Annotated in this window: 11 protein-coding genes, 1 tRNA gene and 1 riboswitch; of the genes, 6 read left to right on the forward strand and 6 right to left on the reverse strand. The window is 46.6% G+C overall.

Annotated features, from left to right (window positions below):
* The first annotated feature begins 7 nt into the window (after positions 1-7).
* The 3 genes from ACWIZX_RS02250 to ACWIZX_RS02260 all read left to right on the forward strand — a co-directional run bounded on the left by ACWIZX_RS02250 (position 8) and on the right by ACWIZX_RS02260 (position 1,908).
* Positions 8-427: a HEAT repeat domain-containing protein gene (locus ACWIZX_RS02250; RefSeq protein ID WP_448334687.1), complete on the forward strand. Its 420-nt coding sequence runs from the start codon at positions 8-10 to the stop codon at positions 425-427.
* A gap of 90 nt (positions 428-517) precedes the next feature.
* A tRNA-Asp gene (locus ACWIZX_RS02255) sits at positions 518-593 on the forward strand.
* A 97-nt stretch (positions 594-690) separates the two neighbouring features.
* Complete coding sequence (locus tag ACWIZX_RS02260; protein WP_322792841.1) at positions 691-1,908, forward strand: MFS transporter; 1,218 nt, start codon at positions 691-693, stop codon at positions 1,906-1,908.
* A 78-nt stretch (positions 1,909-1,986) separates the two neighbouring features.
* Here the strand turns inward: ACWIZX_RS02260 and ACWIZX_RS02265 are convergent, their stop codons facing one another.
* Positions 1,987-3,027 carry an NAD-dependent epimerase/dehydratase family protein gene (locus ACWIZX_RS02265; protein WP_322792842.1) on the reverse strand — a complete coding sequence of 347 codons (1,041 nt, stop codon included), beginning with the start codon at positions 3,025-3,027 and terminating at the stop codon, positions 1,987-1,989.
* 301 nt (positions 3,028-3,328) lie between these two features.
* Between ACWIZX_RS02265 and ACWIZX_RS02270 the strand changes: the two genes are divergently transcribed.
* A complete protein-coding gene (locus ACWIZX_RS02270; RefSeq protein WP_322792843.1) occupies positions 3,329-4,072 on the forward strand; it encodes a sulfite exporter TauE/SafE family protein in 744 nt (247 codons plus the stop codon).
* Between the two features lie 199 nt (positions 4,073-4,271).
* On the opposite strand, the gene ACWIZX_RS02275 is transcribed toward ACWIZX_RS02270, so the two are convergent.
* The 3 genes from ACWIZX_RS02275 to ACWIZX_RS02285 all read right to left on the reverse strand — a co-directional run bounded on the left by ACWIZX_RS02275 (position 4,272) and on the right by ACWIZX_RS02285 (position 6,334).
* Positions 4,272-4,526 carry a hypothetical protein gene (locus ACWIZX_RS02275; protein WP_322792844.1) on the reverse strand — a complete coding sequence of 85 codons (255 nt, stop codon included), beginning with the start codon at positions 4,524-4,526 and terminating at the stop codon, positions 4,272-4,274.
* 214 nt (positions 4,527-4,740) lie between these two features.
* Positions 4,741-5,394, reverse strand: a complete 654-nt coding sequence (locus tag ACWIZX_RS02280) for a CBS and ACT domain-containing protein (RefSeq protein ID WP_322792845.1) — start codon at positions 5,392-5,394, stop codon at positions 4,741-4,743.
* A gap of 127 nt (positions 5,395-5,521) precedes the next feature.
* Positions 5,522-6,334 (reverse strand): ion transporter, encoded by an 813-nt coding sequence (locus tag ACWIZX_RS02285; RefSeq protein ID WP_448334688.1) that lies wholly within the window; start codon positions 6,332-6,334, stop codon positions 5,522-5,524.
* A gap of 274 nt (positions 6,335-6,608) precedes the next feature.
* Between ACWIZX_RS02285 and ACWIZX_RS02290 the strand changes: the two genes are divergently transcribed.
* Together ACWIZX_RS02290 and ACWIZX_RS02295 are read left to right on the forward strand one after the other, a co-directional pair.
* The gene (locus ACWIZX_RS02290; RefSeq protein WP_322792848.1) at positions 6,609-6,974 is read left to right on the forward strand and encodes a thermonuclease family protein; all 366 of its coding nucleotides are present in this window, start codon (positions 6,609-6,611) and stop codon (positions 6,972-6,974) included.
* 12 nt (positions 6,975-6,986) lie between these two features.
* On the forward strand, positions 6,987-8,051 hold the full coding sequence (locus ACWIZX_RS02295) for an L-threonylcarbamoyladenylate synthase (protein ID WP_448334689.1): 1,065 nt from the start codon (positions 6,987-6,989) through the stop codon (positions 8,049-8,051).
* Positions 8,052-8,278: 227 nt separating this feature from the next.
* Here the strand turns inward: ACWIZX_RS02295 and ACWIZX_RS02300 are convergent, their stop codons facing one another.
* Both ACWIZX_RS02300 and ACWIZX_RS02305 read right to left on the reverse strand, forming a co-directional pair.
* Positions 8,279-10,870 (reverse strand): S8 family serine peptidase, encoded by a 2,592-nt coding sequence (locus ACWIZX_RS02300; RefSeq protein WP_448334690.1) that lies wholly within the window; start codon positions 10,868-10,870, stop codon positions 8,279-8,281.
* A gap of 125 nt (positions 10,871-10,995) precedes the next feature.
* Positions 10,996-11,075, reverse strand: a riboswitch (cyclic di-GMP riboswitch).
* A 132-nt stretch (positions 11,076-11,207) separates the two neighbouring features.
* A complete protein-coding gene (locus ACWIZX_RS02305) occupies positions 11,208-12,608 on the reverse strand; it encodes a Gfo/Idh/MocA family protein (protein WP_322793152.1) in 1,401 nt (466 codons plus the stop codon).
* Positions 12,609-12,715: the final 107 nt, after the last annotated feature.

Here is a 12,715-nt window from a genome sequence, read left to right on the forward strand (position 1 = left end):
TATAAAAATGCTAACCTTCTACTGTCCCAACTGCTGGCAAATCATTAATGAGAATGAAAAAACCTGCCCTCATTGCGGTTATGAACTGGAGTCATTTTCTCGCCAGGATTATAAAGATAAGTTGCTTGCTGCCCTACACCATACCATCCCAGAACGACGGATGATAGCGGCGCAAATTTTGGGTAATCTTAAAATTCAACAGGCTGTGCCGGAATTCAAAAAGATTCTTGAAGAGGAAAGAGAAAATTATTATTTACTGCGGGCAATCTTAATTGCACTGGCAAAAATTGATCATCCCGAACGAATAGAAATTATAAAAAAAGCGGCCCATCATCCATCTGGACTGGTGAGCTCTTTTGCAAAAATGATGCTTGAAAAAATAAATCACAATGATGGTATTGATGATTGGGATCATTTTACCGGCTAACAACCCGATCGGATTACCTGAAACCGGCCTGCAAAAATTGTCATTTTGCTTGACGCTTTGGGAACTCTATGATAATATTGGCGCGTTCGTGGGGGCGTGGTGTAGTGGTTAACATGCGGCCCTGTCAAGGCCGAGACCGCGGGTTCGAATCCCGTCGCTCCCGCCACGAATACTTTGAAAAGGCCGCCCAGCGGCTTTTTTTTATTACTCCTTCCTGATTCTTATGATCAGGAAGTTAAATTTCCGAAAGGAGAAATGACTTTATGGCCAGCAATTTATCATTGAAATATCAACCAGCACGCACTCGTGCCATGCAATTTATTCTCTTGTTCGGTTTAGTGAGTGCTTTGGGGGATATTACATACGAAACCGGCCGCGGAGTCAGCGGGGCGTATCTGGCTTTTTTAGGTGCCAGCGCAACGGCAATTGGTTTGGTTTCCGGTTTGGGAGAATTTTTAGGATACGCATTGCGGTTGGTTTCCGGCTATCTTGCCTCCCGTACACGGGCATATTGGGTTGCCACCTTTTTAGGCTATGGATTGTTGCTCAGCATTCCTTTACTGGCCTACACCAATCGTTGGGAAATTGCTGCGGTTTTTCTGATATTAGAACGGATTGGTAAAGCTGTCCGATCGCCGGCAAAGGACACTATGCTTTCTCATGCCAGTTATCAAGTGGGACGCGGGTGGGGTTTTGGAATTCATGAGGCACTCGATCAGGTTGGCGCTTTCATCGGTCCTTTGATTTTTGCGGTGGTATTCGCCCAACGCCAGAGCTATCGGGATGGATTCAGCATTCTGTGGATTCCCGCCTTACTCACATTACTGGCATTGTTGCTGGCCAGGTTACGTGTTCCCAATCCAGAAGAATTGGAAAAAAGTTCTTCCTCTGAGGTTACTACCAATTCGAATAAATCCGCCCCTTTGCCTCGCGTTTTCTGGTTTTATTCCGCATTCACCTTCCTGAGTGTGGCAGGTTTTGCAAATTTTCAAATTATCTCTTACCACTGGGTAACCCAAAAAATTGTTCCTGCCGCTCAAATTGCGGTATTTTATGCTGTTGCCATGGGTGTTGATGCCCTGGCAGCGTTGATCATTGGTAAAACCTACGATAAGATTGGGTTGACTTCGCTGATGATTGTGCCGTTGATCTCGCTGCCGCTGCCATTTCTCGCTTTTTCTAACCAGTATAGCATTGCTATCATCGCCGCTGTTTTATGGGGCATCATCATGGCTGTTCATGAAACAATCATGCGCGCTGCCATCGCCGATATTGTGCCGGGCGAAAAACGAGCCTTCGCCTATGGCATCTTCAATACCCTTTATGGTGCTGCCTGGTTTGTCAGCGGAGCTTTATTGGGACTTTTATATGACCAAAGCAGAACTGGTCTCTTTATTGCGGTTGTGATCCTTGAAATCCTTGCTCTGCTTACCTTCCCTTTCATTACAAAACAACGAAATCAGCCGATTCAATCGGCATAGTATGTAAAAACATTAAAACAGGAACGCTCTCGATTTTCCATATTCGAGAGCGTTCTTGGGTTTTAAGATAGGCTTATTTTAGAAGAAAACTTTTGCAACTTTGAGCGCTTTTTGCTTCCAGGGCACCCGGTGAGTAACCCCTGCTTCTCCCTCTTTGAAAGTGTCTTTATTTGCTAAATACCAGCGGTAATTCCGCAACAAAGCTTCCTTATTGGAATATTTTGGATTGAAACCCAATATTTTTTGAGCCTTATCAATCGAAACAAAAGAATCTTTTGAGGCGGTCTCATATATCCAGGGATACAAAGGGGATAGCTTCAAAACTTCCAATACCTTCAATGCCAGCACCACTGGCCCAGCCGGGAAGGGAATGATCCGTTTGCCATATCCGGCTTCATCCAGAACCGCCTGATAATCTTCTTTCATGGTTGTAAATTCGGCTGCACCGATGTTAAAAGTGTCGTTTACCCGTTCTTCTTCCAGAGTCATACAAGCATAAATTGCGTCACACAGGTCTTCAACGTCCAGCAACTGGTAACGGTTATTCCCCGAACCAATCATGGGAAAATTTTTACCCTCACTTGCCCATTCATAGAATATGGCAAACACTCCCAGGCGTTCCGGGCCGATGAAGGACTTGGGACGTAAAATCGGTACACACATCCCTTTTTGACGAAATTCCAGACAGATTTCCTCAGCCTGAATTTTTGCCTTGCCATAAGGTCCTACCCCCACTAAAGGATCGGTTTCATATAAAGGATGATGATCCGGCACCCCATAAACCGCGGTGCTGGATATGTGAATAAAGCGTTTTACCCCAAATTTCTGCGCTTGTTGCAATACAATCCGGGTACCTTCCACATCTGTTGAATAGATTTCTTCTGGGGTATAAAGCGGTAAGGCTGCTGCGGTATGGATGACAACATCCGCACCTTCCATGCTTTTACGCACATCCTCCGGACGGCGAATATCCCCTTGCAGGAATTTGATCTGATCTCTTTCGGGATAGGTAAAATCCACTAAATCAATTCCGGAAATATCCGTGTATCCCCTGTTCAAAAGATAACGCACCAGATTAATACTCAAAAACCCGCTGATTCCGGTGATGTAGATTTTCATCCATTGCTCCTTATTCGCATCCAAATATTATAGCCTGCATTTTACCAGAAATTCCCAACTCGCTCTTCCGCCGATAATGCAGAAATTTCACCATTTGAGTTACAAATGTAATTTTTTTGAGTTGACGAATCTCACTTGAAGAAATCAGATTGTGGGATAAAATAACATTCAAATTATCGAATATATTTTAATACTTTCTATAAGAGCTCGATTTTTCTGAATTGCGTTCCGATCTCACCACATCCTCGGTCAGTAATAAATCGGCTCAAATTTTTTTCAAGACTTCGTCTCGGAGGTTTGAATGGACACAGCATTCTGGATTGTAGGCGGACTGGCAGTTCTTTCTTTGATCAGTGGAATGCTTGGATTGGGTGTTGCATTTGCAGCCCTACCGTATTTTTCCTTTTTTATGAGCGACATTGTCCATCAGGTTCAACCATTAACACTCCTGTTAAATGGGTTGACCGCGCTCTTCTCTGCCTTTGGTTTTGCTCGCAGTGGTCTGATTGACTGGCGCAAAGCCATCATTTTAGGCGCAGTTACCACCGTATCTGCGCCATTGGGTTCTCTCCTTGCCCAGTATATTCAGCAAACCGCAATATTGATATTGTATTTTGCAGCCGTTATTTTCCTGGCTTTCAACCTGTTCCGGCCCATTCAAAAACGCACAGAAGGTGACCAGAACTTCAAACTGGCAGTGATACTTGCCATCCCGATTTCTGTACTTGCTGGCTTTCTTGGTGTAGGGCCTGGGTTTCTGCTTCTTCCAACTTTGATCCTTGTCGGATTTGAACCGAAGAAAGCCGCCGGAATCAATGCTTTTGCTGTCACACCGCCTTCTTTTTCAGCACTCATTCCTCATCTTAAAACCGCCATCTGGGACCCAACCCTCACGGTTGTTCTCCTGGTTGTTGGTGCAGGAATGTCGTTTGTTGGTGCGCGAATCACCAGCACATTTGTGCCGAATGCCCGCCTCAAACGGATGTTCGGGAGTCTGATTGTCGTGATGACTGCGTATAAATTATTTACTCTCTTTGTCCATTAAGTGAAGCAGTACGAATCCGGTTTAGGGAAAATCATCCGGCAAGGAAACGCTAAACCCATTTTCGCTTCCGCACGAATTTCAATATTAAAAGAGGCTGTTTTCTTGCAGAGAATCAGCCTCTTCAGGTATTCTTTCCAATGAACTTACTTTCCTCTCAAGACACAGGAGGAAATACCTGGCAATCATCCAAAAGCATCTTTCACTGGTTGGCTGTGTGTTGATTGGTGCGATAGGTAATCAATGCCGAGATCAACACAATAAACAAGTAAATACTGAGCAGGAGAGTGGCAATCGCTGCCCCATTCACATGGCTTTTCATCAAAATCCAGGAAATTAAAGCCCCGGCAGCCGGCACCGCAACGCACGTTACGGTCAGAACCTTCTTCTGCACTCGTCTCAGCAACCAGCATGCGACACAACCCAATGCCCACAAAGCCACAATCACATAGAACATGGCGCTCTCCCTTCGGTACTGATCTCAAAGACTAACCTGATTTGAGAATTATTGTCAAGTTTATTTGATGAAAAGTACCATATATATTATACAAAAATTACGAATGCCTGAATAGTACCCAATTTCTCAAAGTGGGTATCGGGTTTTGCCTGAAATGAGATAAAAAAACAGGGTGCTTCAGAAAAACTTGAAGCACCCCGCTCTACCCGAAGATCTAAACTACACTGGTTTCGCGTATATCAATGACCCGTTCAACAATTGGAGTTACCGCTTTTTTCAGGTCCTCCAGAGTTACCCCCTTCACCTTGATGGTCACAGTCTGTGTTTCAGCCCGTTCACCAAGCATTGTGCCCAAACCAACGATATTTCCACCCAATTTATAAATCACTCCAGATAGTTCGTGAAGTTTTCCGGGTTGATCCAACAGTTCCACCGTCAAACGAACACCCGCCTTTCGCGCCCCCAGCATCTCCAGCAAAATATTAAACAAATCCGTTTCGGTAATAATCCCTACCAGACTCTCGCCGCGCACAACCGGAAGACCGCCAATCTTATGATCCGCCATGATCCGCGCTGCCTCTTCGATGGGACAATCCTCCTGCGTTGTGATCACATTCTTTGTCATCACTCGCTCAACAGTAATCTTGCTGAGAAGGTAATTGATTTCCCAAACACTCAAAGTGGTAGCTTCCGAAGGGGAAGCGTTCATAAGGTCACTATTGGTAACAATCCCAATCAATTTTCCACGCCTATCTACCACCGGATAGCGCCGCACTTTATCTTTGCGCATGCGCGCCAGTGCATCCTGAACCGGCACATCCGGTTCAATAGTCAATACAGGGGTTGACATTCGCTCGCCGACTAACATTGGGCATCATCTCCTTCGTGATTAGAATTCTATAATCCTATTCTATCAAATGCTGAGACAAGATGAGAGTTTTACAGGTAAATCATTTCTTCGGGATGATCTTCTACGCTACAGCCCCCGTAATACATCACAGTTCTGCACCGCAGTATTTACAAAAGCGGGCATCTCGGTCGTGCCCATAATGGTCACAGTTCGGGCAAACCCGGTTCAATCTCAAGCGGCGAGATTTTTCCTTCCCCAATTCAATCGTCACAATTCCCGAAGGCACCGCTATCAAACCATAACCGAGGATCATCAAAAACGCTGCCAGTGTTTGTCCCGGCGGTGTTAAGGGGGTAATATCTCCATAACCTACGGTAGTCACCGTTACAATGGCCCAGTAAACACTTCGGGGGATGCTGGTATACCCTGCCTCAGGCCCTTCAATCAGATACATCAACGATCCAACAATCAGCACAATCGTCAATACCGTTGTGAGGAATACCAAAATCCTCCGCCAGCTGGATTGAAATGCGTTTCGCAGCACCTCTAATTCTTCTACGTATTCCATCAATTTCAAAATTCTAAAGATACGAATCACTCGTAAAATCCGAATTACGATCAGAAAACGACTTTCTGGGAACATCAGGCTGGCATAAGTAGGTAAGATAGCCATTAAATCAATCAAACCGTAAAAACTACGTGCGTAATAGGCAGGGTTTGGCGAACTGTAAAGCCGCAATAAGTACTCAATCGTGAATAAAATGGTAAACATCCATTCCAGTACAAACAGGTAACGGCCATAGCGCAAAGAGATATCCACCATACTATCAGCCATAACAGCTGCCACGCTGGCCAGAATCAGGACGATTAGAAGAACATCAAACGCCCGCCCTTCCCAGGTATCATGCTCAAAAATAATCTGGTACAGTTTTTTCTGAATGGTATTTCTGGTGGTCATTTTCTCTGCCCTGATTCAAAAGTTCATAATATTGGCTTATAATACCACTTCGTTCATTTCAGGATAAGTCCGTTTCAAAAAGCCAATGGTTCTTGCTCCTCGCAGAAAAATTTTAACCTTTTTTTCTATTATCCTCTTCGTTGGGATCCTTTTTCAGTTAACTTCCGCCTGCAATCAAGCGGTATCCCTTGAAAATTCCCAACAAATTGATTTGTCCTCCCAATTTAATTGCCTGCCTTCACCGCAAGATTCCCAAACAGCCAGGGTTTTGTCTGTGATTGATGGTGATACGATTAAAATTCAACAGGATGATAAAAAAATCAGCGTTCGATATATTGGTATCAATGCCCCCGAATTAGATTCGGAGGAAAGCGAAATCGCCGAGGAAGCCTTGAAATTGAATCAGCAAATGGTTGAAAACCAAACCGTAACACTATACCGCGACACTTCAGAAACCGACCGTTTTGGAAGATTGCTGCGCTATGTGTTCGTTGGAGATATCTTCATCAACTACGAAATGGTGCGTTTGGGTTATGCCCGTCAAAGAGATTATCCCCCGGATAGTGCCTGTAAGCAGCTTTTTATCCAAGCGCAAGAAGAAGCAATCTCCCTGCGCCGCGGAATCTGGAAATCTAAGTAGGTTTCGTCCGATATGACCGAAATTCTCAAAATCAACCCTCAAAAACCAGAATTGTCCCTGATTCAAGAAGCTGCCGAAGTGATCAGGAGCGGGGGACTGGTGGCATTCCCAACCGAAACGGTTTACGGACTGGGCGGAAACGCCCTGGACGCTCAAGCCGTTCAGCGGATTTTCCTGGCCAAGGGACGACCCGCCAACGATCCATTGATTGTTCACATCCTGAATAAATCCTGGCTTGACAGGGTAACTACCACACTCCCTCCAAACACTGAACTGCTCGTCCATCATTTTTGGCCTGGTCCCCTGACCTTAATTTTTCCGCGAAACCCCGCCATTCCTCCCAATGTTACCGCTGGGGGTAATAGTGTTGCTGTGAGAGCGCCTTCTCACCCAATTGCACAGGCATTACTGGCAGTCGCCGAATTACCAATCGCAGCACCTTCCGCAAATCGCTTTGGACATACCAGCCCAACTCAAGCTTCTCATGTTTTTGCCGATCTGGCTGGCAGAATTGATCTGATTCTGGATGGCGGTGAATGCCCCATCGGTTTAGAATCCACGGTGCTGGACTTGACAAAAGACCCTCCCGTAATCCTCAGGCCGGGAGGTATCCCTCGCGAAGAAATCGAACAGTTAATTGGTAAAGTCAATCTGGCAGCCAAAAATAAAAGCGGCGAACCAGAAGGTTACCTGATCTCTCCAGGTATGCTGGATCGTCACTATTCACCGCATTCAACCCTGATTCTCATCGAAAATGTCAGCGGCAATCGAGAAAATGCCATAAAAAAAATCATCGAGTATCTTGGTCAGGTTCAAAAAGAGGATCAAAAGAGAATTGGTATCCTTACTGTTGATGAAGAAGCCTTTTTTTTCAACGCTTACCCCCAAATAGAAATAATCTCACTGGGTTCACGGGAGAATCTGGATCAAATTGGAAGAAATTTATTTGCTGGAATGCGCACCCTTGAACAAGCGGGAGTAGACATCATCCTGACCACCGATTTTGGAGAAAAAGGTCTGGGACTTGCCATTCGTGACCGCCTGCGGCGGGCTGCCAGCCAAATCATTCCTGCCTGATTACCCTCTCCTTAAAACAAAACAAGTCCGGTTGTCCAGGCCAGCCTTGTTTTGCTGAAGGAGGAAAAATTTTCTCTGGAGGATTTTTTCAAACAATATCTTACCCATTCCATGCATTTTCGACCTCAGTCAAAATAACAAAAATATGCCTGCCCGAAAGAATAGTTTTTAAAAAACAGCAGCCAGCAAAAAGCAATTGCTGGCTGCACTTCCGGAATCAATCCGGGTCAGGGACGATCAATTTCAAACCGTGGTGAAGTCCAGGTTTCCCAATGGGCAGGGTTGCTTGGATCTCCCAGGGCTTTTAGGACATAAATTTTCACATAGTAAACCCCATCCGGCACTTCAAACACGCTGGAGCCAGCATAGGTAAATCCATCAAATGGGAAGGCGAAGAAACCAGTAGCAGAGCTGTTCCGCGGCAGGTACGACTCGTCATAAGCGTTGTACCACAAGCGGTCCGGCCCCTTTTCCAGGTCCTGATAAACTTCCATCTTGAACCTGCGGTTTTGATGATCAAAATGGACAAGGAAATAAGGGATATCATCTCCTTCCATCGAGAACCACCACCCCAGGTCTCCCAACTTATAAAAGCTTCCCTTGTATAATACCGACAACCAGGGGAAGTTAAACTGGGTAGGTGCCAAAACCTGGATGGACTGGTAATCACCGATGAATCCGGCATATGGGACTCGGTAAACCTTCCCGTCTTCAGAAGTCAACACGATGTATCCGCCGTATTGACCTTTAAGAGGAGCTGCGGGAGGAGTAATGGTGACGTTCACCCGCACCTTGCTCTTGGGAGCAACTTTTACCTCATTGGCATTGAAAGTTACCGAGGCAAAACTCGCGTTGAAGGCAGGGTTAAACGTGCTCTCGTGTGTGCCCAACGCGGGTTGATGAGAAAGGCTAAAAGCAACAGTGCTGTTTCCTTCATTAGCCACTGTGATGGTCCGGGTGACCGCACCCCCTTCACTTTCACCTAAAGCCAATTTAGAAGGTTCAACTTTGACGGTAGAAAGGATCGCCTGTGGAATATCGAGCATTCCAGCCCCTTGCCGATGGACATTATCCAAAAACCCCAAAGCCGGATTGCCCCACCAGACAGCCGGATCAGCCGTATTCTGGAAGATCGTCCTGACCACACCCGGCGGAAGATTCGGCCGTGCTTGCAGAAGCAACGCTGCCGCTCCGGCCACATGCGGAGAAGACATGGAAGTACCACTCAAGGTTGCGTAACCACCCTGTTCAAGCGGGAAGGTCGAATAAATCAATCCTCCTGGTGCACCGATATCTGGTTTCAAATTCAGATCCGGAGAAAGTCCGTAGGAACTGAACGAGGAAATCAGACCACCAGTTGGGTTGGGGAAACTATCCGATTGAGCGGTCCAGGTCAGATTGACTTCGCCACTCGCCAAACGCGAATCAATCAATGCGCCTTCGGTATTCGAAATGGTCACTACTGGTATGGTAATTTCCGGTGTTCCCTGCACAGTAGCGCTGAATCGCCCGGCCACGTTGTTGTATAGTACCACCGCAACCGCACCAGCATTCATCGCGTTCAATGATTTTGTATGAAAAGTACAACCGCCCCGCCGAATCAGTGCCACTTTACCCGACAGGCTATTCGCCGGCAATGTGCTGCAGGCATCAGCTGTCGAGGTTACTGTTCCGGTGCGAGCTATCGGGTAGGTTCCTGAGGTGGGCGGTTCAGGCGCTGAAGAAGCCACCCCATAACCAACCGGTGTATCATCCGGGCTAACCAGGAAGATCTTCAAAAAGATGTCGGTGTTATCGAAAGATGCTACCCCGATCACCTGGTTACCCAAACCGGGAGCACCCGCAGAATAAACCCCGCTGGCACCGCTGTTACCAATGGATGCCACGACAACCATTCCGTTCTTTACCAGCCTGTCGGCTGCCTGGGCAGTTGGATACTGCGGCCATTGAAAAGCAGACCCAATGCTCATATTGAGAACTTGCATGCCGTCATCTAAGGCGCGTTCCATTGCCATCAGCATGATGTCGGAGGTGGTTGAACCTTCGCAGCCAAACACCCGATAGGCACCAAACATCACGTCCGGTGCAACCCCTTTAATGGCGCCATTGGCACCGATGATGCCAGCCACATGGGTACCATGTCCATTGCAGTCATCCGGGATGGGATCCGGCTGAGGTACTGGATTGTAACTGCTGCTCGTTGGATCGGCATTGAAAGCGTCCCCTACAAAGTCATAACCGGTGAAAATACGGCAGCCCGGGCCAAAACAACCACCCAGATCCGGATGATCAATGTCCACACCGGTATCCATAACGGCCACTTTAATACCTTTGCCCGTGAAACCCAGTTCGCTTTGGGCAATATCCGCTCCCGTCATTGCCAGGGCGCTGACCAGTTCAGGGCTGGGGTTTTCAACCGGTTCTGGTAAGGTATAAGTTTCAACCGGGTACACAGCCTTTACACCGGGAATTCTGAACAATTTGGGCAGCTCGGACGGACTGATCTCAATCGAGATCCCATTCCACAACTTATCATACGCAAACCGCTCAGTGAATTCCAAACCAGCCCTTTCTGCTCTTACCCGAAAGGTTTGTTTCTCGGCACGTACAGTGGTTAACCGCCCGCCATCCGCTGTTGGTGAACCGTTGAATTCCACAAACCAAAGGCGGGGGGTTTCATCAACCATTTGACCGGTGTCATTTGAATAAACGGGATAAAGTGGTTCAATTGGACCACCATCATCTGCCGCAGCAGGTGAAATCATCATTGCAATTAAAACCAGTATCAAAAGACTTGAAAAGAAATATTTTTTGAACATAATCCTCCTCCAGCGAATTTCAAAGTGGAATGAATTGATTGGGTTTACGATTTAGTTCATGGGTTCCTGTTCACCTCCCTGTCTCCTTTCGTAAAAAAAGACTGCGAAAGGAAGTGTTGGTTACCTTCAGCAGTCTGGCAATCTGATTCTCCTCAGACCCATAACTTTGCGACCTCACCTCGCGGTGAGTTTGCCTTTTCAGGTATTTAATTTATCCGATATTGACATCCTTTATTTATTTTACAACATATACCAACAACTTCAAGTATTAATATTGAATGAAATTGTCAACTTTTTTATCAAGAAGAAACTCTGATACTTTTAATGGTTTGGGGTATCAGGCAAAAAACTCTTCGTGGGAAATCTCGATTACCTTTTTTTGCAGCCTCGCTTCTTCGGCCGCGAAGGCCAAAAGATGACTGAATAGCGCTTCGCGGGCTGCTCGTTGGATATTTTCCGGATACCCGCCTTCCCGCACTGCATTTACAAATTCAGCCATCAACTGGATGTCACCGCCGCCATGTCCCTCACCCACTGGTGGGCTGGTATCTATAAATTTTTTCTTTCGGCTGCGATGCTCTTCAACCGTGATCCAGCCTCCGCCATTACCTAAAACACCCATCAATCTGCCCCTGGTACCCTCAATTCTGGTCGAGCGGTGTTCAATGTGGGAATGCCCGTGCATGGTCAAAGTCACGGTAGTCCCCTGCTCAAATTGCATACTCACCACCTGATGATCAACCACATCATTATCACAGTGGTACACGCACCGGCCGTATGGGCCGCTCTGAATGGCTTGAAACACTTTTTCTGGGGTCGGGTCTTGGGTCAACACGGTTAACGGCCAGCCTTTGTATTCGGTCACCTGTTTAAGCGAAGGGAAGAATCGAGCGAGGAAACGAATCAACACCGGTCTTCTCATATACTCCGCAATGATTGCTTTATTCACCGGGTTGGTGCATGTCTGGCTATACGAATGCCAGAATGGCAGCATTTCAACATAAACATGAATTGCGGAATACGGACACTCTTTTTCAATTGGACACCCTTCTACACACCGCTCCGGTGTTTTGACAGGTGCTTTATCCGCTCGAAAGTGAGTCAATTCACCGCTGCTGCTCAATCGAATCGGCCATTGACCCAAAATCCACGGCAGGATATCCAGATCATGGCAGCACTTCGCCAGGATCATTGGACTGGACTGCTCGCTGTTCCGCCAGTTCCCGCGCACATACGAATGTGCCATATGCCAGAAAGAAACATTTTCGCGGTGATCAACATCTATGATTTCCCCCAAAATTCCGGATTGCACAATTTCACGCATTTTTCGCGCGTGGCGTGTATAGCGTAAAACATGACAGATGTGCAATTGCCGTTCATTTTTTTCACTTTCTTCAACCAGTTGCCTGCATTCTTCTGGACGGGTTGCCATCGGTTTTTCCAGTAAAACGTGGTAACCTTTCTTCAATGCGGCAATTGCCGGCCGGGTGTGCAGCCAATCTTGAGTGGCGATGATAGCCGCTTCACCCAGTTGCGGATGTTCCATTAATTCTTCCCAGCTCTCAAAGCAATATTCCCGCGGGATCGCATGAGTAAGCGCAAATCTGCTTCGGCGTTGCTCGTCTGGTTCTGCAACCGCGACAAATTGTAGCTGGTCAGGATATTTCAAAGCATACGGCGCATAAGCTTCTGACCCGCGCTGTCCTGCCCCAATCAACACTGCTCGCACTGGTTTCATGGACGTTTCTCCCTCATGAAACTTTTGAAATGTGGCATACTTGATAGCAACAAAATTCTACCAATTCCAAATTGTATGATCCTAACGATTCTAGAACGAAAATAGAA

The sequence above is a fragment of the Bellilinea sp. genome, from assembly GCF_053501535.1.